The sequence below is a fragment of the Enterovibrio sp. QJM3NY_24 genome (genome assembly GCF_057786035.1).
In genome coordinates this window covers 555,889-578,270 of record NZ_CM173520.1, presented here as the reverse complement: position 1 = coordinate 578,270, position 22,382 = coordinate 555,889, and the positions used below count along the sequence as shown (strand labels likewise).

17 protein-coding genes are annotated in these 22,382 nt (G+C 49.1%); 15 read left to right on the top strand and 2 right to left on the bottom strand.

Translation table 11 applies throughout. The features are described from left to right. Positions 1-18 precede the first annotated feature (18 nt). The 5 genes from AC3CIC_RS18985 to AC3CIC_RS18965 all read left to right on the top strand — a co-directional run bounded on the left by AC3CIC_RS18985 (position 19) and on the right by AC3CIC_RS18965 (position 4,331). A complete protein-coding gene (locus tag AC3CIC_RS18985; protein ID WP_488516719.1) occupies positions 19-1,008 on the top strand; it encodes a hypothetical protein in 990 nt (329 codons plus the stop codon). 2 nt (positions 1,009-1,010) lie between these two features. Next, positions 1,011-1,610, top strand: a complete 600-nt coding sequence (locus AC3CIC_RS18980) for an LPP20 family lipoprotein (RefSeq protein WP_488516840.1) — start codon at positions 1,011-1,013, stop codon at positions 1,608-1,610. A gap of 78 nt (positions 1,611-1,688) precedes the next feature. Beyond that, on the top strand, positions 1,689-3,359 hold the full coding sequence (locus AC3CIC_RS18975; protein ID WP_488516718.1) for a transglycosylase SLT domain-containing protein: 1,671 nt from the start codon (positions 1,689-1,691) through the stop codon (positions 3,357-3,359). A gap of 15 nt (positions 3,360-3,374) precedes the next feature. After that, a complete protein-coding gene (locus AC3CIC_RS18970; RefSeq protein ID WP_016958835.1) occupies positions 3,375-3,536 on the top strand; it encodes a hypothetical protein in 162 nt (53 codons plus the stop codon). A gap of 3 nt (positions 3,537-3,539) precedes the next feature. Continuing rightward, complete coding sequence (locus AC3CIC_RS18965) at positions 3,540-4,331, top strand: ETEC_3214 domain-containing protein (RefSeq protein WP_488516717.1); 792 nt, start codon at positions 3,540-3,542, stop codon at positions 4,329-4,331. A gap of 68 nt (positions 4,332-4,399) precedes the next feature. Here the strand turns inward: AC3CIC_RS18965 and AC3CIC_RS18960 are convergent, their stop codons facing one another. Together AC3CIC_RS18960 and AC3CIC_RS18955 are read right to left on the bottom strand one after the other, a co-directional pair. After that, positions 4,400-8,941, bottom strand: a complete 4,542-nt coding sequence (locus tag AC3CIC_RS18960; RefSeq protein ID WP_488516716.1) for an SslE/AcfD family lipoprotein zinc metalloprotease — start codon at positions 8,939-8,941, stop codon at positions 4,400-4,402. 361 nt (positions 8,942-9,302) lie between these two features. After that, positions 9,303-10,805, bottom strand: a complete 1,503-nt coding sequence (locus AC3CIC_RS18955; protein ID WP_488516839.1) for a DEAD/DEAH box helicase — start codon at positions 10,803-10,805, stop codon at positions 9,303-9,305. 197 nt (positions 10,806-11,002) lie between these two features. On the opposite strand from AC3CIC_RS18955, the gene AC3CIC_RS18950 reads away from it, so the two are divergent. The 10 genes from AC3CIC_RS18950 (at position 11,003) to AC3CIC_RS18905 (ending at position 22,316) form a co-directional block, all read left to right on the top strand. Beyond that, positions 11,003-11,494 carry a cyclin-dependent kinase inhibitor 3 family protein gene (locus AC3CIC_RS18950; protein WP_488516715.1) on the top strand — a complete coding sequence of 164 codons (492 nt, stop codon included), beginning with the start codon at positions 11,003-11,005 and terminating at the stop codon, positions 11,492-11,494. A gap of 530 nt (positions 11,495-12,024) precedes the next feature. Then, the gene (locus AC3CIC_RS18945; protein ID WP_488516714.1) at positions 12,025-13,968 is read left to right on the top strand and encodes a phage tail sheath family protein; all 1,944 of its coding nucleotides are present in this window, start codon (positions 12,025-12,027) and stop codon (positions 13,966-13,968) included. A 113-nt stretch (positions 13,969-14,081) separates the two neighbouring features. Then, complete coding sequence (locus AC3CIC_RS18940; RefSeq protein WP_488516713.1) at positions 14,082-14,609, top strand: phage tail protein; 528 nt, start codon at positions 14,082-14,084, stop codon at positions 14,607-14,609. 10 nt (positions 14,610-14,619) lie between these two features. Next, a complete protein-coding gene (locus tag AC3CIC_RS18935; protein WP_488516712.1) occupies positions 14,620-15,420 on the top strand; it encodes a hypothetical protein in 801 nt (266 codons plus the stop codon). Positions 15,421-15,483: 63 nt separating this feature from the next. After that, positions 15,484-16,428 carry a hypothetical protein gene (locus AC3CIC_RS18930; protein ID WP_488516711.1) on the top strand — a complete coding sequence of 315 codons (945 nt, stop codon included), beginning with the start codon at positions 15,484-15,486 and terminating at the stop codon, positions 16,426-16,428. Beyond that, positions 16,425-17,735 (top strand): Pvc16 family protein, encoded by a 1,311-nt coding sequence (locus tag AC3CIC_RS18925; protein ID WP_488516710.1) that lies wholly within the window; start codon positions 16,425-16,427, stop codon positions 17,733-17,735. Before AC3CIC_RS18930 ends, AC3CIC_RS18925 begins: the two co-directional genes overlap by 4 nt. Beyond that, entirely contained in the window at positions 17,732-19,807 is a 2,076-nt protein-coding gene (locus AC3CIC_RS18920) for an ATP-binding protein (protein WP_488516709.1), read from the top strand. The genes AC3CIC_RS18925 and AC3CIC_RS18920 overlap by 4 nt, the downstream gene beginning before the upstream one ends. After that, positions 19,800-21,455, top strand: a complete 1,656-nt coding sequence (locus AC3CIC_RS18915; protein ID WP_488516708.1) for an eCIS core domain-containing protein — start codon at positions 19,800-19,802, stop codon at positions 21,453-21,455. Before AC3CIC_RS18920 ends, AC3CIC_RS18915 begins: the two co-directional genes overlap by 8 nt. A 12-nt stretch (positions 21,456-21,467) precedes the next feature. Next, positions 21,468-21,692, top strand: coding sequence for a hypothetical protein (locus AC3CIC_RS18910; RefSeq protein ID WP_488516707.1), 225 nt, complete (start codon positions 21,468-21,470; stop codon positions 21,690-21,692). Further along, entirely contained in the window at positions 21,693-22,316 is a 624-nt protein-coding gene (locus AC3CIC_RS18905) for a hypothetical protein (RefSeq protein ID WP_017005648.1), read from the top strand. The last annotated feature ends 66 nt before the right edge of the window (positions 22,317-22,382 follow it).

Genomic DNA, 22,382 nt, shown 5'->3' with positions numbered 1-22,382 from the left:
TACACTGGAGTAATAAAAGTGTTTAAAAAATCGTTAGTGGCAGTGGCTCTTACATCTTTAGTTTCTGGCTGTGTAGTGAATGATGTTTGTTTACCAAATACACAAGTCGAGCTTGAAACGGCGGCGGTTCCTGGTAAAAAAGCGCAAGACATTAAAGTGATCGTTCTGCCTGTTGACATGGCTTTTGAAGACTCGGCGAAAGGCCGTCTTCAAACGGTTTACCGTAACGATCTAGAAGCCACCATTGAAAAGACTGGCAGCAAGCTGGTTGATCGCAAGTTGGCAAACAAACTGAAAGGCGAGATCAAGTTAGCGGAACAAAGTGGTCGCTACAATAAAAAAGGTGTGCCAATCGCCGATCTGGCCATTATCACCGAAGTGACAGCCAGCGATCTTTCATACAGTTTTACTGAGCGCAGTACAGAAACCGATGACGAGGGAGAAACCACGGTTTATCCGGCTCACTGTGATTTCCGCACTGAAGTGAAAGCCGTTGCCAAAGTGGTGTCTTTGCCAGAAATGAACCTTGTTCAGCGCATTGAGCTAGCAAGCTACGACACGTTTACTTCTGAAACCTCCAATTCTAAGTGTCCAATCTCTAAAGCGCAGTACACGTCAATGGCAAGTGAAGCGGCTGCGAAATCAGTGAAGTACAACTTTGAGCTTCAAAAGCTGCTTGCGCCTTCGGCACCAGTGATGGAAATGCGTCAGTGTGAGCACGGCACCATGGTGAAAGTAGAAATGGGGTCAAACAAGCGTATTCAGCCTGGTGCAGACATCTCTTTCTCTCAAGTATTCAAATCGGACGAAGGTCATGTTGAGACGTACACCGTCGGTGAAGGTTATGTTGTTGAACACGAAAGTGATGCTGTAAAAGCTACTTTCTCATGGGTCGCAATCGACGAGGAAATGTCGATGAAGTTGCGCAAAGGTGATACCGCCAAACTGGTGCCTGAAGAGTGTGAGATTTGGGATATAGCGTGTACGACCAATAGCTGGATGAATTAATGATTAAGAAATCTCTAGTTGCTGCCTCATTGGCACTGCTTCTTTCAGCTTGTTCTAACAACGCAACCGTTGAGCAAAGCCAAAACTTTGCTGCATGTACTTTCCCTGATTCTCCGAAAGATGAAGCACCAGGTTGGGTATGTGATGTGATGCCGTCTGACATCGGCATTGCTGCGACAGGTTATGCGAAGAAAAGCGCAGCGGGCATGAGCGTGATGCGCAAAGTGGCAGCGAATGAAGCGCGTGTTGCTTTGGCGTCTCAGTTTCAGGTTGACGTGAATAACATGTTCAAACAAGCAGTAGAAGCATCTGTTACCACAAATACTGCTGAAGGCGTGAATGAGTCTGTGATGGAAACGTTTGAAAATGTGACCAAAACAGTCGTTTCTCGCTCACTGACAGACAGCCGTGTGCTGGTCAGCCAAGTAAGTCCAACAGGTGGATTGTATGTGCTTGTCGGTATGGACAAAGAAGCCTACAAAGCTAACCGAAACAGTGTGATTGACGCTGCCAGCGAAGATGCAACGTTGTGGAATCAATTCAACAACGAGCAAGCGGCCGATGATTTGGCAAAAACGCTTGAGTCTCTGAAACAACTTTAAGCGCTTTGTGCAATTAAAGAATCGATATTATGAGGTTATCGCGAGGTAACCTCTTTTTTATGGTGCTAGGTACCGAAAATGGCGACGAATAAAATAAAGGCGTTGGCAGTGTGTATCGCTGTCGTATTGAATGCTGCCTCTCCATTGGCGACTGCAGATTCTTTTGCTGAGTTAGATCGAGAAGTAAAACGGGTGAATCAGCCTCAACAAGAAAAATTCGCTGAGTTTTACCAATGGCTTGATAACTACTTGTCTGAGTACGAAGCGTGGCGAGATGAATACACCTCGAATTTAGACAAAGAACGTGAATTGCTGATTGACCAATGGGGTAATGGTGAAGTGTCTGATTCAACCAAATCGGTTGAATATTCAGACAGTAATACAGTGAAAAAAGTCGTTGATTATGATGATAATACGGCGACCATTTCAGTGTTAGTTGATGCAGACCAAGACACATCATCGGCACGAGAAGCGCTTGAGGTATTGGACGTTGATGGCCAAACACTGTCACTTGAAAATGCGAGTGAAGACGTCGCTTATGTTGATTATTCGTCAGTGCAAGAAGGCATTGAAAAGCAGTTCATTATCGATCAAATTCAGGTGCAAATGCGTGAACTTGACGTTCAAGCAGAGCGACTGATCCGTTCAAATACCGGGATTCCAGAATCTTTTATTTATGAACGTGCACATAAGAAAAAAATCGCCCTTCTACAAACTGCTGCACCACGAATTACGTCGATAAGTGAACAGTTCAAAGCCAAACGCAAAGAGCTGGGTATTCCTGAAACTGTTGAGGCGAAATCTGTCAAAGTTGCAGAAACCGCTGTTGCCGAAAACGTTGTCAGTTCACCGAAGGTCAACATCAAACCTATTGAACATATTGAAACAGTAGCTGCAACGTCACCCGCTGAAATTTCATCTAAAGAAGACATCGCAAAGGTTGAAGCGAAGCTGGCGGTAACGGTGAAACCCGAAAAAATAGTCACCCAGATAGACGAATTAGCCAAGGGAGAATTAGCCAAGGGTGAACCTTCGAAACTGGACGTAATATCTAAGGTGCCAGCGGTTGCTGTGACGCCAGGTCAACAGACGCAACCTTCAGTGGCTACCAAGGTTAAACCTGCAGAAACCAAAGTCGCGCAAGTGCAAACTTCAAGCGTTAAGGCCGACAAGAAAGTGGTGAGTTACAAAGTAAAATTACCAGAAAACTCACTAAAAAAACGCGCATCTACCTTTCAACCATTGGTTGAAAAAGAAAGCGAGCGTTGGGAAATTGATGCTGCGCTTGTCATGGCAATTATGCACAGTGAATCTTCTTTCCGCCCTGATGCGAAATCACATGTTCCTGCTTTTGGCTTGATGCAAGTTGTGCCGAACAGTGCGGGTCACGACGTGAACAAATTGTTCCGTAAGATCGATTCTCCAATGTCGGCAGCAGACCTCTACGTTCCGCCTATTAACGTGGAGACGGGCACTGCCTATCTCAATATCTTGGATAAGCGCTATCTGAAGTTCGTTACCAACGAAGAAGCTCGCCTTTATTGTGTGATTGCGGCTTACAACACCGGTGCTGGCAACGTTGCAAAAGCGTTCAATAAAGACAGGTCGACCAACATTCGTAAAGCCGCAGTGGTGATCAACAGCATGACGCCGGACGAAGTGTATAACCACCTGCTTGAAAATCTACCTTACGATGAAACCAAAAATTACCTGCGAAAGGTAAAGGGTCGAATCGCGATGTACCAATAACTTTGGAGAACAGACATGTTTAGGATTTTTGTCTTTGGCCTTATGGGCATTGGCGTATTTATCGGTGTGCGTTTTGCTGATGATATCAAGCAGTACGTGAGTCAAGATGAAATCGAAGCGTTCAGCGAACACGTTATTGAAACCGCGATAGAAAAACTGGAAGATTTGAAGGGGTAATGCATGTCGGTGGTTGAAGCCAACGAGCTAAATGAAACGCAGGTACTTGAAGAAATACAGCGTAGTAACTTAAAGGAACGTGTACGAGAGAAATGGGCCAAGACAATCACATTTGTCTCCATTGTAGCCATTGCCTTAGGTGGGCTTAACGACACCATGGATGCAATTGATAAGGTGTATAACATTACGCTTTCTCAGTTTACGGATATTCCTTCACACAATAATCTGGAACGTGTATATATACGCGCGTCTGAAGATGTGCTTGAGGAAACCTTTGGCGCGCCTGTGTACATTAAGAAATCGATGTCTGGCGATTTCATCAAATATTACAACGACAAGCGTTTTGTGCTTTCTGCTGTGACTCGTGATGGCGCAATTACGGCTTTCCTTGTTTTTCCGAAAGAAGGTTATACACCGAATAGCGCGGAGCATGCGGGTGGTGAGGAACTGTTAGAAACCGCATTTTCTTCCAATGAAAGCGTGAGCGATATTCGTGTTAACTTCTCACGTTCAGTGAGCTACTACATTGAAGAGAATACGACGGGAACGTTCAGTAATCTTTATAGCTCTGTCGCAGGGTACAGCGAGTTTCTTGAGCCGTTAGACGAACAGAAGCAACGTCTGTTGTCCGAGTTATCGGATGGCTTGATGTTAGGTGATGATATTACCGAAATGGTGGTAAGCCTGAGAGGCGCGGTAACGCCAAACTTTTATGGTTACAGCAACCAAGGCTTAGAAGTGCTTGAAAGTGCGATTCTGACGTTGACGGAATACAGACTCATTACAAAGCAATAGGCCAAGTCCATTGTGAGCCACACGAAGAAGGGAGCCAAATGGCTCCCTTCTTTTATTTGTTTTAATGATTACAGAGCTGGCACTCCCACCGTCACCGAATCAATCGCAAGTGGATTGCGTGTAGGAAGCGGAAGCTTTAACGCACGAACTGTAGCAAGACCTTGATCAGTAACCCCTCCTGAGTATTGCGGTTTGGAAACGCCAGGCAAAATACTCGCCACGACACCTGGGTTCCACGCTTCAAAGAAGGCGGTTAAATCAGTTTGAGCGGCATAAGACGCACACAGCATCAAGGCGTCACTTTTCCCCAGATCTTGCTGATAGCACTTGTTGTCACCCATTAAGCTAACGGCTTCTTCCATTTGATTGCGCGTCAAACGGTGCATCAACTTGAACAGATTGAAGCCATTCATACCCGTTTCTTGGTTGTAGAATGCAGGTATGCTGCCTTGATACCAAGGGGTGATGTCGAACTCTGTTTCTGCCCATTCTTTCAGTTGTGCAAACATCAGTAAGCGCTCTCCCGCGCCACCGGCGCCCCAAGCGTGACCGTTTTCAGCAGCAACAAAATCGGGTGCGATGCGAATATCTCGCTCAACGCGCGACATGGTTCCGAGGTACTTTTGCTGCATGTACAAACCCAGTACGTTGTTGGCCACTTCCGTCGCACCTTCCACTGTCAGTGGGGCTTCAGCGGCGTTGTGGCCGACTTCATGCCAAATTAACCAATCGTTCATAGGCGTTGTCGGTATATTTTCGCTGTCGGCATTAAAGCTGCTGTTCATCACCGGATAACCCGAGTGAGCGGCACCAATACTGATGGCAACATCGTTAACAAACGCATGGCGATTATTTGGTGTGTCTGAGTGCGTCGCTGCACGGTTGTGTTGTCCGTTAATGCCTTCGTCTCTCGCATAAAAGTCATTGAGATCTTTTGCGAAAGTATCGAGATCTGCAGCAAACTGTGCGATGCCACCATCAATGTTTGCTGCGATCAAGTTGGCTTTTGGAGCGGTGTAAATAAAGCTGTTGGACACCACATCACCGATTGGGGCAGGGGAGTGCTGGGGATTCACCCACTCTCCCTTACTACCGTCAAACAATGGCGCGGCGACTGTGCCGTTAAAGGAGATATTAACTGCGTTGCTATTGCCACCTTGAACGTAGATTAAGCCGCCATAAGGCACAGTAAATTCACCACTGCTTGTCACCGAATAACTTTGTTGCATGCGGGGTGGTCGTTTTAGTGCAAGCTCGTGTTTGTCACGACCAGTCAGATCGTCATGAAGGCTAACGGTCAATGTCACGGGTGAAGTGTTACCTGAGATTGAGACCGTAACGGGCTTATGCGCCACCGCCCATTGCCCCGTGGCCTGTCGGTTGTCCGCGTAGTAAGCAACGGTATTTCCACTCATATCAAAGGTCAGGTCTTTGCCCGTATTGGCTCCGTCTGGTTCACCCGGGAACTGGCGGATATCCACTTTGATGTCGTAGTCCCAGAAAGAACGCCCCAGCATCAAACGCGTGAGTGGTTTTTCCATGTAGTTGAGCGGGTAGCTTGGGTTCATTAGCCCTGCATATTCACCGGCATCTGCGCCATAGATCATCGCCATGTTAACCAGTTGATTGCCAAGCTCTTCTGGGCAACGCGTACCCTGAGCGCCCTTGTTTTGTGAATAGCAGTTTAGGAATTGGGTGAATTTCTCGAAGCCCAGTTCGTCATCAAGACTCGCTTCATAGCGATAATCCAGATCGTTCCACAGCCAAACAGACATGTTGGTGTAGAGTCGATTAAGATCGACACTGCTTAAACGTTCCCCTTGTTGACCACTGGTGCGGAAATAGCGCTCGTGTTGGTACAGAAGCTCAATGTTGGTGCCCAAGTCCGCCGCTTTGATCATGGCGCGTGCTTCTTTGTCTCCCAAATCCAATTTGGTATAGATTGGGCGAGACATGCCGCCAGTCAGCGGAACGTTATTTCCAGGACGATACTCAAGACAGTTGATTTCATAGTGGTAGCTAGAGTCGGTACATGCTTGGTAGGTACGCTGACCCTCGACGGAAAATTTACTCAGTAAATCATTGATGGCTTTACGCAGTGACTTGGTATCAATGACTGGCTCGCCATGTGATACGTCAATATGACCGTTGTCATCACGGACGAAATGGTCTTCTTCGCGAATAAATGCTCTATGAGCAACGTCTTCACCGTCTTCGCCTTTCTCTACGTAATAAGCAGTTTCCAGATTGGGCTTATCATCGGGTTTACCGCTTTCGATGAAATCCCAAGTCACGTTGCCATTTTCATCAATGTTGTAAGGCAGTTTTGGTTGCTCGCCGATTTCACCATCAATAGCCGCGTAACGTTCAATGATGTAAAGGCCATATTCACGGTGTGAACGCACGCGATCAGCATAACCATCGTTCGGACCATTACCGTTTGGCACAACAGTTTCACCCATGCCAAAAGCAATGCCAGCCGCGTCCAGCAAGCGACCCAGCTCCCCAGCGTCATTGGTTGCTCGTAAGGTTTCCATGACGAGAATGCTACCGCCCTTAGACACGTATTCCATCAGTGCCGTGGTGTCATCTTGGCTCAATTTAGGACTGTGGGTATTGGCGGTGTGAGGTGGAAGATAATAGTCACCCGTTGGACCGTTGTAGTCGAATCCGTTAATGATCAGTAGCGGTGTATCCGCCGGGTCAATGCCATCAAACGACTGAGTTTGCTCGGTGGTCACATTGAAATCATCAGCAATCACGTAATCAGCTTTTTCGCCCAACGTGATCCCTGCACGGGTAAAATACACGTGAGGAATATTGGTGCCGACTTTGATCCGCTCATCAGCGTTGCGGTTTGTAAGGTAGCGAATAACATTGTTGAAGAAATGCTTCATGTCATCGCCATCTTTCCCATTGGTACATTGGGTACCACCGCCCCAAGAATAGTTGTCTGGGCACACCAAAATGGAGTTGTAACGGGCGTTACCCATTACCATGATTTTGCCTTTACCTAATTCACCAATACTGACAAACGGCAGGCCATAGGTGGCAGTGTTAGCACCCGCTAAATCAGGTTTCACAGTAGGGGATTCGGTGATGTACGCTAAGTCACGCTCGTCGTAGGCTTTAGGCTGACCGAATTCAATCCAATAGTTATTGTCGTTACGCGCCATCATGACAGGGAATGCGCGGTTCGAAATATTCACCGCCGCTTGTCCACGCGCGGTGCCTACGCTGCCATAAAACCAAGTTGCATCGGCGAAAACATGGAATTTATCGACAGGCTTCCAACCTTGGGTGACGGCATCGTTGATGCCCCAAAGCTTGTTGATGTCTTCTTGAATGTTTTGCAACTCGTCGGTAGCAACACGAACGTCCGGTTGAGCGTCAAAACGAAATGCTGAAGAATGACAGGTTGCCCCGCAAATGGCGTCATCGATTTGTTTTGCAATCCCACGTTCAAACTGATGTTCAAACTCGGCAGGGACGGTTTGGGTTTGACCACCACCCACTTCAAGCTCGGTGTCTTTGTCGTTAAGAGACAGCGAGATCGCTTCGTTGATCACGTTAGGGTATTGCGCGAATACGCGTTCAACGGTGTCATTGATTGAGAGTGTTTCCCCCTGCTTGGTCGCATAGCGATGAACCAGTGCTTCAGCATTGCGCCCACGTTGCTCAACGCCTAAATCAGCCAGCGTAAACCTAGTTTGGTTAGCGCGAAGGCCGCCGAGTTCAAAGGTATCGATACCGAATGAGAGGGTTTCGCCCCACACAAATTCAAACTCACCTGACGCGTTAGTTTTTCCACGAGAAGATCGGCAGAAGTAAGACAAACCTTGAACGGGCTTGCCATGCGAATCAGTGATGATCGCTTTAGACAGAATCGTTTCTGTTGGTTTGTACTGATAGGACTCTTCGGCGTTAGCGGAAACGAAACTCCCATTTAGATTTGTCGATGTGCCTTCTGACACTTCGGGTTCAACATCTGGCACATGGGTGCTAGGCAGTTTGTCAGCAAGGTTCTCTTCAGCTGGCTCTTCTTCCAGTAATTTGTCGAAGTCTACGGGTGCTAAAGACAGGTCATTGTTGTAAGTCGAAGAAAACACGAGTTCATCTTGGGTTGTCATCGAAGGGAAATCAATTTGATTGCCATGAATCGGTGCAACAGAAGTGATCAATGCTTGTGCATTACGCAATTTGTCTGGGCTATTGGCAAATTCATTCGCACTTTTCAGTGAAAGACGATGACGAACAATGGCCTCGCGGGTTCCCGATGGTTGTTCGTCAAAGATATGACTGAAAGAGGCCAGTACTGTGCCGTTGTATTCACAAACAACCGCATCGTTTTGAGAGAACTCAAACGCATTCGCCTGTTCACCGTTACAGGTGACCGAAGCGCCAAATACCTTGGTGCCATCTAGGGAGAATTCGCCAGCAATTATTGGGTCCGGCATACCCATATCGGGAGAGCCATCAGTTCCTTCTTCAGGAAGAACTGGGGCTGGTGTTTCAACGTCAACATCAGGCTGAAGGGGAATAGATGATTCGCTGTTACACCCTGCAAGGAGGGCAATGATGAGCATGGAAAGTCGTTTTTTATTATGCATTATTGTTCCAATGTGCCACTTAACGGCAGATAAATGGAGGGGGCTTTTCTATGAGGTACTTAATGAAAAAGCGGCACGTTTTACTGCAAAATTAAGGTAAAGACGAGTTTTATATGCAAAAACCTGAACGAGTGTTGTGTATGTGCACAAAGTGAGCATTTTTAAACCGTAAGATAATGAGATTATTGCAGTTTTAGTGGGAGGCGTTGATATGAGTGCGTAGTGGGGCAAGGTGAAACTACTGATACAAGATGCGAGTAAAATAAGGTCTTTTGTTGCGCTGAAACAGGTGATAAACCAAATAAAAAAAGCCAGATCAAACGATCTGGCTTTCTGTTTTGTGCGTTGCTTTCAGGCTACATTAGCTCGCGTTTGCGGCGCTTTTTGACGGCGTACGACGACGGTTACCGCCGGGTTTGCCTGCGTTGTTGCCTTGTGGGCGTTGACCATTGTTACCTTGTGGCTTACCACGTGATTGCGTTTGGCCTGCATTGTTGCCGTTGCGGCTGTTGCTGTTACGGTCAGTGCCTTCACGACGTGCTTGGCCTTCGCCAGTGCCTTCCGCTTTTTGACCTTGCTGTCCGCCTTGGCGTGGCTTGCGATTTTCAAATACGGCCTTGTCACCATTGCCTTTATAGCTAGAAGAGCGGCGTCCACCTGTTGGTGCACTTGGCTTCTTCGGTTTCTTGGCTCGGATTGGGCGAGAATCCAGTTTAGATTCTGGCACTGGAATGCTTGGCTTAAAGCCCTGCAGTTCTTGGCGTGGCAGCAATTGCTGAATCAGACGCTCGATGCCGAACAGATCGTCCGCTTCGTCAGCACAAACCAACGAGATGGCTTTACCCACTTCGCCAGCACGACCAGTACGACCGATACGGTGAACGTAATCTTCCGCAACGTTTGGCAAGTCAAAGTTAACCACTTGTGGTAACTGTGGAATATCGATGCCGCGAGCAGCAATGTCAGTGGCAACCAACACACGCACTTCGCCAGATTTAAAATCAGCCAGTGCTTTAGTACGCGCGCCTTGGCTCTTGTTACCGTGAATGGGTGCAGCGGTAATGCCTTCTTCATTGAGGAAATGCGAAAGCTTGTTTGCACCGTGTTTTGTGCGGCTGAAGACTAACACCTGACGCCAGTTGCCTTCTTTGATTAGCTTAGTCAGCATTGCTGATTTCTTTTTCTTGTCGGCAGGGAAAATACACTGCTCAACAGTACGCGCCGTCGAGTTGGCAGGCGTCACTGAAATCTCAACTGGGTTGTTGACCAAACCTTTTGCTAACTGACGAATTTCATCAGAGAAAGTTGCTGAGAACAGCAGGTTCTGACGATTTTTCGGCAATAGGTCTAGGATTTTTTTGATGTCACGGAAGAAACCCATGTCCAACATGCGGTCAGCTTCATCAAGAACCAGCACTTCAAGCTGAGAGAACTTCACGGCATTTTGGTTGTAGAGGTCAAGAAGACGACCCGGTGTTGCCACCAAAATCTCAGTACCTTTACGTAGTGCTGTCATTTGTGGGTTAATTTTCACCCCACCGAAAACAACCGTTGAACGAAGGCGCAAGTGCTTGCTGTAAACCACGGCGTTTTCATGGATCTGCGCGGCAAGTTCACGCGTTGGCGTTAGGATAAGAACGCGAGTGTGATTTGGCTTTGCGCGTTCACCTTGGCTCAGTTTTTCAAGGATTGGCAGGACAAATCCAGCGGTTTTACCTGTACCGGTTTGTGCTGCAGCCATGACATCCTTGCCTTCCAGAACAGCAGGGATAGCCTGTGCCTGAATTGGAGAAGGCGTCGTGTAACCCTTCTCTTGTATCGCTTTAAGGATTGGTGCAGAAAGACCTAACGAGGTAAAACCCATATTTATAATTCTCAATAAGATTACGTCCCAAAATGGACGGCTGATGGCACATTCGCCAAGTCAGTAGGGAAAGGGGCGCTATTCTGAGGCTTTTGATCGTTATCATCAACGACTATCGCTATTTAATTTGCAATACTTTATCGGCAAAATAGCATCGCAACCAAAATCAGCAAGATGAAAGGATCAAAGGGAAATAAATGACACATCCAATATGGGAACTGCCTGTAGAAACGGGCGCATTGATCTTAACGCCTTGCCCTGGCACCAAAGGCACGCCACTAAAGGAAAGCTTAGAGCAACTTAAAGCGCAAGGCGTGACCGTAATAGTGACGGCGATTAACCACGCCGAAATGGCGAAAAAAGGTGTAACCGAATTGAGTGACTGCGCGGAGCAAGTCGGTATCGCTTGGTTCCATGCGCCGATTGAAGACGATGAAGTGCCGGAAGCCGTGTTTGTGCAAAGCTGGCAGCAGTGCCAACCTCGCTTGCATCAGGCCATCGCCAATGGTGAAAAAGTGGCGTTACATTGCATGGGCGGGTCAGGTCGCACGGGTTTAATGGCTGCGCACTTGCTGCTAGAGCGTGGGTGGGAATTGGACGACATTATTCGCGAAGTACAAGCCCTCCGCCCTGGTGCATTCACCAAGCAAGTTCAAATGGATTATATTCGCGATTTCGTCAGCAAGTAATCCGCTTTACATCCTCGATTTAAAAAGCTGCCTCTGCAGCTTTTTTTGTGTCGATATGATTGTCACATATGTTGAGAGGCTGATTGGGAATACAAGAATAGGGGGACGTTAATAAGCAGTAATATGTATATCAATAAATCTAGCCTTTAAGTCATCAAGACTAATAAGTTAGACAATAAAGAGAGTATTGGTCGCTGCTTATTCCCTTATTTCATCAATAAATAAGAACGATTACATTTCACCTAATCACTTGAAAATTAGTCATTAATACGACTGTTCTTTTTCCGCTATACGATCTTCTAAAATCGCACGCTCCAATTTTTAAGACAGTGGTGCGGTCAAATATTGACCATGATCTTGTGTATCGTAAGATCGATACTGTGTCTGTCGTGGTATGCAACCCTGACTTATTCCCCATCCGTTTAACAACGCTAATTTAGGTTTTTATCATTGGGTTTGAGTCAGGGCATTCCTACCACAAGTTAACGCCAATCATTAAGGATCCATTGTCTTGGTAGAGGAGGTCACCCATGCCAGTAGCACTGACATATCCCGGCGTTTATATTCAAGAAATTCCCAGTGGTAGCCGATCAATTAGCGGTATTGCCACATCCATTTCTGCGTTTGTCGGTGGTTTTTCCCGCGGCCCTCTCAATGTCCCTGTGCGTATGTTCCATGTCGGCGATTTCGATACGAATTTCGGCGGCGTGCATACGGACAGTGAAACCAGCTATGCGCTCTCGCAGTTTTATATCAACGGCGGCGGTGAGGCAATCGCGGTGCGAGTTGGTGGTGGTACCAACGGCAACCTAACAGCGCAAAGCTGGAATGGCGCAACCTCGCTCACTTTTTCTGCCGGACGACAATTTCAGGACAATGCGGTTCAAGATCCCGGAGGATGGAACAACCACATTCGGGTCGATGTTGATTATCAATCGTCAGACCCCTCCGCGTTGTTCAATCTCGCGGTGACCGAAATTCGCCACGTTGATGGGCTGGAAATTCCGGTTCGTAACGAGTCCTACCGCAATGTATCCATGTTGGCGACCCATCCTCGCTATGTATTGAATGTCGTCAATGATGATTCAATGATGGTGCAACTTACCACGGCGGGTAATACCGACATGCCGGCTCCGACCGGATTTTACTCCGATGTTCAGGACACCACGCAGTATGCGGGTATGGCCGATGCCAACACCTTGCAGGTTGATTTAGGGACGGGTGCGCATGACGTGACAGTGGATGCCACCACTAAACCGGTGACTATCGCTGATGCCGCATTGATGCTGCAAAACGCGATCCGCGATACACGGCCAGCCGATCCGCTTTGGGCACAATGCCAAGTGGTGGTGCGCGGCACAAGAATAGGTGTTTTCACTGGCAGAAACAGCGCCGAATATCGCGCAGGACAAGTGGTGTCCGTGGCGGAATCAGTCGGTGATTTCGGCACCGTAATCGGCTTAGTCGGCAGTGTCACCGCCAATGTTCAACAATACGCCATGAATACCGCTGCACCGGCTGGGCATCAGACCGTTGCGACGGCGGGAGTCGATGCAGCTGCTGCTCCTACCGCTGCGCAACTGCGTGGGAATCGGGCATTGCGCACGGGTTTTTATGCCTTGGAAGATGTGGATTTATTCAATCTTCTCGCCATACCTGAAGCGTCAGATTTGGGTTCGGTTGCCAATATGTCCAGCGTGATAAGCCCTGCCATGAGCTATTGCGAAGAGCAGCGTGCCTTCTTATTGATTGACCCACCTGCAGATGCAAACAGTGTTGACGAGGCCATAGATTGGCTTGATGAAGTCGCAGGTGCAGGCCTTCGTCATCGTAACACGGCAGCTTACTATCCTCGGGTTCAGGTTCCTGACCCCAACAATGAAAACCGACTCAGAACCATCGCCCCGAGTGGCACGATTGCTGGGCTTTACGCGCGTAAAGATACCGAAGCGGGTATTTGGACAGCAGCAGCAGGGATAACGGCAAGTCTTCGCAATGTGATTGGCTTTAATCATGCCCTGACCAATAACGAAATTGGGCAGCTAAACCCTATCGGTCTTAATTGCCTTAGAAACGGCGGGATCAGCGGGAACATTGCATGGGGTGCAAGAACCTTGCGTGGCGCGAACGAATTGGCGTCTGAATGGACTTACATTCCCGTGCGGCGAACCGCGTTGTTTATCGAAGAGTCCTTGTTCCGAGGCTTGCAGTGGGCCGTGTTCCAACCCAATGACGAACCGCTTTGGTCAGAAATTCGCATTGCGGTGGGTAATTTCATGCAGGGACTGTTCAGACAAGGCGCATTTCAGGGCACGGCACCCGAGCAGGCATTTCGTGTCAAGTGTGATGCGGAAACCACCACTCAAGCTAACATCGATGCGGGCGTGGTGAATGTGCTCGTGGGTTTCGCGCCGTTAAAACCCGCGGAATTTGTGGTTGTGAGTCTGCAATTGATGAATAACAGCGGCGGGTAATCATCCTTCTACCTGTTGGTGAAAGCCCGCAGGTCTGTTGGAAATCATTTTTCGTTTCCGTGTTGTTCGGTTTTATTGGTTTAGTGTTCTTCGGTAAATAGCGAGGGGGCGACATGTCTCAGCTCAACGTGAATGGTCAACGTATTGTGCCTTATCCCGGCTACAAATTTATCATCAAGGAAGCCGGTGGAGATGTGCTCGCGGCGGTGCAAAAAGTATCGGGTCTCAGCCGTTCTGTCGAAGTGATGGAGTATCGCGAAGGGGGAGACCCTTCTCATACCCGCAAATCACCGGACCAAGTGAAATTTGAAGCCATCACCCTTGAACGTGGTGTGACGGAAAATCTGCAATTTGAGCAATGGGCTAACAAAGTCTGGCGAATTGGCACAGATTTGGGTGGTGAAGTTTCACTGGCAGATTTTCGCAAAACACTCATTCTTGACGTGCTAAATGAAGCAGGGCAAAAGGTCATGAGTTACACACTCTTCCAATGCTGGGTATCAGAGTACAAGGCTATTCCGGCGCTCGATGCATCAAGTTCTGCATTTATGATCCAATCGGTAAAACTTGAAAATGAAGGGTGGGAGCGTAATGCAGTGACAGTGCCAAAAGAACCTAGCTTTGTGCATCCGGAACAGTGAGTGATCCACTATGCGTGTCACGATTTCGGCACTCAATGACAATGATCGCGTTGCGCTTTGGGAAAAGGCACTTGATATGTCGCCACCCGATCGCAATCTGGCTTTGCTCGCCGCGTATCTTCCAAAGCCGTCAGATGAAGATGTTGGCGAATGGACGCTGGCAGGTCGCGACCACTTTCTACTTCTCGCCTATCGTTGTGAGTTTGGTGAAAACATCACGGTGACGTCACCTTGCGCATCATGCGATACCAAAACCCAGTTGTCTTTTCGTGTTTCCGACGTTTTAGCGACAAGTTCAGACCGCCTTAAAACGGCCTGCCATTTAGATTCAGTCAACACAGAGGCGTATCTTCCTCATTACGTGTCAATGAATGACGACGAGTTCAGTTGTCGATTTCGTCTACCGACAATCGGTGATCTTTACCTGCTCGCGTCTGCCCATTCTCCACTTTCACAGCTTGCACAATGTGTGCTGGCACCTGAAAGCTATAACGATGTCGCCACTGCAATCACGCAGAAGGACGACCCAGTTTCCGCGTGGGAAGGTTTCTACCAAACCCTCGAAGCGCAAATGTTAGCGATTGAACCGCTTACCATTGTTTCGCTCAATGCCTCTTGCCCAGAGTGCAGAGGCGAAACTGCACACCAATTCGATATTGTCAGTCAGTTTTGGGCATTGTTGGCTGCCGACGTGGAGCGTCAACTGTGGGACGTGCACATTCTTGCGTCTGCTTATGGTTGGTCGAGCCACGACATTCTGGCTATGAGCCCTGCGCGCCGCCGTCAACACATCGCCATGGTGATTGAATAGCGATGTTTATGAAAGACTTAATAAGATCAGGCTGAAACCTCATCTTATCCAAAGGATATGTGTATGAGTCGCCAATTAGGACATTACATTCGCCGAAACATTGATGGCTTTCAGATGCTGAAACCTGTGGTGAACTCTTACTATGCAGGTGCGACCCGGTCAGTGTCGGCTTCTGCGTCGAATGTCAGTCAAGATCGTGTTCAGTCAGAACCCTTGGTCGATGATTTAAATACGGTGAGTGATGGAATGGTAGGTGACACTGTCACTAATTCGTTATTGGACACTCACCTTGAAGAATCGCCCAATCAAACAGCATCACAGCGTGCTCCAAGCAGACAAGATGAAGTTGCGGGTAATCACGATGTGACCATTAACATCGAGAAAACACAGGTTGGTTCTCATCCTTCTCGTATTTCAAAGACGAAAAGCCAAGCGAACAATACCGATGTGAGTGATGCTTTTAATCATCCGGTCTCCACCAATCCGTCTTCATCGAATACACTTATTCATGCACCGCTAAATACACCATCGACTCCAACTCGAACACGACATGATTTCACGCAACAAGTGGCGGCATCCATTTTGGGTGAGACGGATGCGAATCAATCGCCAAGTGAGCAACCCGTATTTGAACATGCCTCAGTTGAAAGGCATATACCGAATAACAAACAAGATGAACAGGGGATAGCGTCGAATTTACATCTGTTAGCGGAACAGCGCCTTCGCGCAGAGCCTGCAGCTCATGCATCACCAAATCGTGATGAATCGCCGCGTGATTCTCTTCGTCATCTAGGAACAGAGGAATCTGCACCGCGCAGTGTGACGCATCGAAATCGCGCTAAACCCTCACCACCGATTACGGTAAATGTGACGATTGATCAAGTGTCGATCATTGCTAGCAAAGCGGATTCTCAAACCCCATTGCAAGCGCAGCGTCAATCAACCACTTGGAAACCAGACCTCTCATTGTCTGACTATTTACGTCAGCGTCAGGACGGTGAACGATGAGTAGCGCGCTTGCCATCGCGGGCGTCACCCAATTGTTGCGCGATCTGCTCAATGATGGGCTGGTGGATCACGATGTGGCGGCGGTGGTGAACACTAATGTGCCTGTTCACGCATTGGCACCGGATCAAATGCTGGCACAAGAAGACAACAATGCCCCTGCGCTAAATGTTTTTCTCTATCACACAGAGGTGAACGCAGCGTGGGCGAATCAGTGCCTGCCAACACGTAATCCAGAGGGTGAGAGAGTCAATAACACGCCATTACCGCTCGATCTCTATTATCTGGTGTGTGCTTATGGCACGGCAGATCTGCATGGCGATGTATTGCTCGGCTATGCGATGCAAATACTGCACGAACACCCTGGATTTACGCGAACAGAAATCCAAACGGCATTGAACCCTTCGCCAGCCATTGCCGCGGGCTTACCGCCACTTTTGCAAGCGTTGGCTGACACCGGACTTGCTGATCAAGCAGAAGCGCTTCGTATTGCGCCCCATCAAATGCCAATGGCGGAAAAATCCGGCCTTTGGAGCGCATTGCAAAGTCAATATCGACCCTCGATGGCCTATCGCGTTTCCACGGTATTGATCGAAGCGGAATATGGCACACGAAATCCGCTACCTGTGCTGACCATTGGCGAAGATGATCTCGGTCCTACGGTATTTCCTCATCTGTTATCGTCCTTGCCTCAACTCACCCGTGTTATTTCGCCTGCACACCAAGCAAGTGCAAGGCTGGGCGATATTCTGGATGTTGAAGGCCGTGCACTTGATGGCGCTAATCCACGTTTCACGCTTTCTCATCTCTCACTCGATATAGAACACACGGTGGCTGCCAATGCTGGCGGCTCCGCGCAAGGGCAGTCTTTAACGCTGCCAAACGTTCCCGCCAACTGGGCATCAGGTATCTATTCAATCTCTTATGCCGTAGATGTCAATGGGGCTACACAACAATCCAATGAACTTACAGCACAAATCGCGCCTGTATTGGCGCTGCCACCAAATAGCGTTGTACGAAATGGCCAAGCTGTCATCGTCACCGTCGGGGTGTCACCCAATGTACATCCCGGTCAACAAGCAACACTTTGGTTAGGCAGCGAAGGCGCTCAGGCTGAGTCGGTGTCCGTGATTACGAGCACACTGGTCTTTCACTTTGGGCCTTTGGCTGCAGGCATCTACCCCGCGAGATTGCGGGTAGATGGCGCAGACAGTTGGTTCATCCTCAAAGACAGGCCGCCCATCGCGCCGGATTTCACATCACGCGCGCCCATTTATGATCCCACGCAAAGAGTAGAGGTGCCAGCATGACTGATACCTTCCGTGTTAATGCCTCAGCGCAAGAACAACGCGCAGAATTTGGAAATAATCCGTCAGGTAGTGGACCAGCGGTTGATCTGTTTTCTCAATGGCAGGCGACCAATCAGGCACATATATCTCGACTCATCGAATGGGTACTTGTGTCGTTCGATGCGGTGCGAAATGAAGAGTCAGGGCACTGTACGTTAGCGGATATCAATAAAGGCTTCGTCTGTGATCCTCCTACCGCCTTTAACGTGTTAGTGCAGCAGTTCGACTTGAACGAGGGCGATCAAGCCGTACTGGCTCTGGTTCTAGCGATGTCATTTGATGGTCGTGTTGCTGCAAAATGCGCCATGGTGACAGAGAATTCAATACGTTCTCATCCAACAGCAACACTGGCATTTTCAGTTTCTCATGATTGTGATTGGGGCAATTTTTCGCCTCATAGTCCGCTGCGCTATTGGTTACTTTTGGAATGGCAGCCGATAGGAAATGGCGATGCCACGCTGGTTGTCGATGAACGTATCCTCAATTTTTTACGTGGTATCAACTACCTTGACGAGCGCTTGGCGGTGATGCTTGAACCGATGCCCGCGGTCGCCAGTGATGCGTCGCTTTCTTATTCTCAATCACGCGGTTTGCAATCTGCACTCACCTACATACAGCAATCCCATCAGCATCAACTCAATCTGCATCAATCGCACCCGCATCAATCTCATCGCCAGCAAGTGGTGATTGAGTTTTTTGGTGAGGACAAACCCAGTAAAATCTTGATGGCTGCAGCCCTTGCACACCAACTTGGTGCGACGGTTCAAATCCTTCATGCCAGCAGTTTGCCAACTCAACCCAATGATTTGGATGCGCTGGCAAGGTTATGGCAACGCGAAGCAGGGTTAATGCCGTTGCTGTTGCTCATTGAAGGGGCTGACGACCCAGCGCGTCTCAGACAGTTGCAGCAGTTTGTTGGCCGTGTCGGCGGGCTGGTGATGATTGATGCCGGCGTCATGCCCATTGGTGTGACACCCAACAGCTTTCCGCTTTTGGTTGAAAGGCCGACGGTGGAAGAACAAGAAGGTTTGTGGCGAAACGCTATTCAAGGGGCAAATGAAAGTTTACCGGCACGATTGTCGGAGCAGTTTTCGCTCAGTCAGCAAGACATCAACCAAATGACCTTGATTGCTGAGTCCGGCGGCGGAGAGTCACTCCTTCATTCTGACCCTCGATTTGAAAAAGCGCTTTGGACATGTTGTCAGCAACGCGCCGCATCATCACTCGCGAAATTGGCGCAACGTATCGACTGTAAAGCCAGTTGGCAAACGTTGGTGCTACCGCTGGCACAAACCAAAATGCTGGAGCAGTTAACCGCGCAAGTGGGGCTTCGAAGCCGTGTATACCAGCAATGGGGTTTTCGTCATCGCATGAGTCGCGGCATGGGGATCAGCGCCATGTTTTGTGGTGACAGTGGCACAGGCAAAACCATGGCCGCTGAAGCGATTGCTAATGAACTTGGCTTGGATTTGTACCGCATTGATTTATCCAGCGTGATCAGTAAATACATCGGTGATACAGAAAAGAAAATGCGCGAGTTGTTTCAAGCGGCCGAACAATGCGGAGCGATTCTGTTTTTTGATGAAGCCGATGCCTTGTTTGGCAAGCGCAGTGAAGTGAAAAACAGCAATGATCGCTTTGCCAATATCGGCATTGATGATTTGTTGCAACGTATTGAAACTTATCGAGGTCTAGCCATTCTTGCGACCAATTTGAAATCCTCCGTCGATAAAGCGTTTCTGCGTCGACTACGCTTTGTCGTCGATTTCCCCTTCCCCGGGCCATTAGAGCGCGAACGCATTTGGGTTACTGCATTCCCGCCTGAAACACCGCTCTCAGCCGATGTGAATCCCTCTCGTCTTTCTAGGCTCAATTTAACGGGCGGGAGTATTCACAATGTCGCTTTGAATGGCGCGTTCTTAGCTGCTCAACACGGCGATTCTGTTTCCATGCAATGGCTAATGGAAGCGGCGGCGGCCGAGTTACAAAAGCTCGATCGACCGATTAAAGCGGGGGACCTGGAATATGAATGAATTCGCCAGCCCAAGCACAGCAAAAGCGCAGTCTTCGCCAGTTGGGTTAACGTTCAATACGCAGTCGCCGATCCTGCAGCGAAAATGCAGTTGCGGTAGCACCGCGACACAAGGCGCACCTTGCTCAGCGTGTGGGGCGAAAGCGTCTATGTCAGCACAGTCTAGCGCTGCGTTCGCGGGCTCAGGTGTGAGCATGACAAAGCCACCGATGAGCACAAACTCGCAGCAACCCGATGGGCATTTGCCGGAAGAATTGCGTCAGCGAGCGGAGAAAACCTTCGGTGCAGAGTTTCCGGAAGCCAAGCTTTATACCGGAGGTGTTGCACAGCGTTACGCCCGTCAACTTCAAGCTAAGGCTTTTACTGCAGGGTCAGATGTTTACTTTGGTTCAGGTTTTTACAACCCCGATTCGCAACAGGGTCTCTCGCTCATAGGGCATGAACTGACCCACGTTGTGCAACAACGTCGTGGGCTGTCCTTTGCCAAATTGAATGGATCGAGTGATACCTATGAACAAGAAGCTGACCGTGGTGGTGACGCTTTCGCAGCCGGTAAACCCTTCCAACTGTCGACGCCATCGGGTTCGATTGGCCGATGGACCCAGAAGGCAGATGCGGGAGAATCTGCGTCAGCGGTTGGCGTGGCTGATCCTTCGCATCAACTCGATTTCTTAGGCGAGTTTTGGGATCCTGAAGATCTTGAAGGCATTTTGGACGAACTCAGCATGCTGGAAGACGAAGGCCACCGGCTCCTTCTTGTACCAGAATCATCGGTGCAGAATGTGGGCTCAAGCTCTCCCGCACCAGCACCCAGATCGGCACCAACACCGCCTTCAACGCCAACAGCTTCACCATCGCCACCCGCAACTTCAACACCCCGCGGGCCTATCGCGCAAACAAAAGCACTGGATGGTGCAAGCACGACCTCTCTAGGCGAGAGATCGGGATTTCCCTTTATTCAACGAGCCACGGTCGCTGGGTGTCATGTTCCCGCTCTAAGCGCGAATCAAATAGGTATTCAAGCACACATGCAGATTGGCGGATTTTGTGGCGCGATGCACACCATGATGTCGACATCATGTTTAGGTGGTGGACACCCGGGATTTCAAATTCCCGGCGCAACACGGCCAGATATGGTGATTCAATACCCTGCTGGGCCTTTCATCGATGAAGTGGGAGAAATCAAACCCGCCTCATGGCTCAACCCGCTCAATAATCGTCAGGCCATTGCAGAAGCCCAGCTCAACCGAGACATTGCCAGTTACCAGGCCATTATTGGCCCAGCGACCTCCATGTCTTCATTTGCTTTTCCGCGAATGACATTTGTTGGCAATCCATTGCAGAATATTTCAGTCTGGCCAAGAACGGGTGGGGCAACGTCAAATGGGGTTTACTACTATCGCTGTACAAACAAGCCGCGCCGCCGGCCTCGTCCGATCCCTATTGTTATTCCCAATCCTGTGCCGGTGGTAAAACCAGTTCCACACACTGTGCCACGTACAGCGCCTCATACCGTTACGCCGCAAGCTGTGGCAGGTGCTGCTGCCACCGTGGGGCTTGGCTATTTGATTTATCGTGGTATTCGCATGATCCCATCACTCGCACCGCCGCTTTGGTGGACAGTGCCCGGCAACCTTGCTTTGCCATAAAGGGAGAACGAAATGACACAACTTAACGTGCACTTTCGGCACATTAAAATCAGCAGCGACGCGGGTTATGCCGATGTCTATCGCGCGATGTCTACCGCCGTGTCGACACAATGGCCAGTGATGGAGTCGATCAGCACTGAGCAACAGTGGGTCGCTAAGGAGAAGGCGATAGTGAGGGCCACTGATGCATTGATGCATCAACTGACTAGCCACAAACACAGCGTAAAGGGGCGATAAATGTTATCGAGTCAGCCGAACTACGTTAAAGCCGGCATTGTGTTGCTCGATCCGCAAAGTGGCGAGCCCGTAAATGCGATTCCATTGCTGATCAATCCTTCCACGCTCAGTACGCAGTTTGAAGTGAAATCGCAGGCAGGGTCGCAAACTCGTACAGAGCAGATGCGACTCAATGGTCCTCCAACCGAATCGATCAGTTTTGAGGCCATTCTCGATGCCACTGATGCGCTCGAGCGGGGCGATGAGGATGCGGTGACTTATGGCATTGGCCATTACATCGCCGCGTTGAGAAGCTTGATTTCGCCGACGAAGCGGCAACTGCTGCAAAACGATGCGCGAGCCCGAGAAGGAAAGCTGACCATTATTCCGATGGTTCAGCCATTGCCCTTGTTTAGCTGGGGCGCGTATCGCCGCGTACCAGTGAAAGTCAAAAGCTTGGCTCTGACAGAAGAGTTTTTCAGCGCGCGGCTTAATCCATTAAGCGCGAAAGCCAACTTGAGTTTACAAGTGTTGACGGTCGACGATCTTGGTTTTGATCATCCCGCTTCTTCACTGTTTTTGCATTACCTCACTGGGCTAGAAACGCAGGCGGGGCGGGTCATTAAACCTGTCACAAATAGCTAAGTCCTGTTAGCCAGCTGCTGATTGCAAAAAGCAGCAACTGAGAACACCACAGAACGGACGCCAATA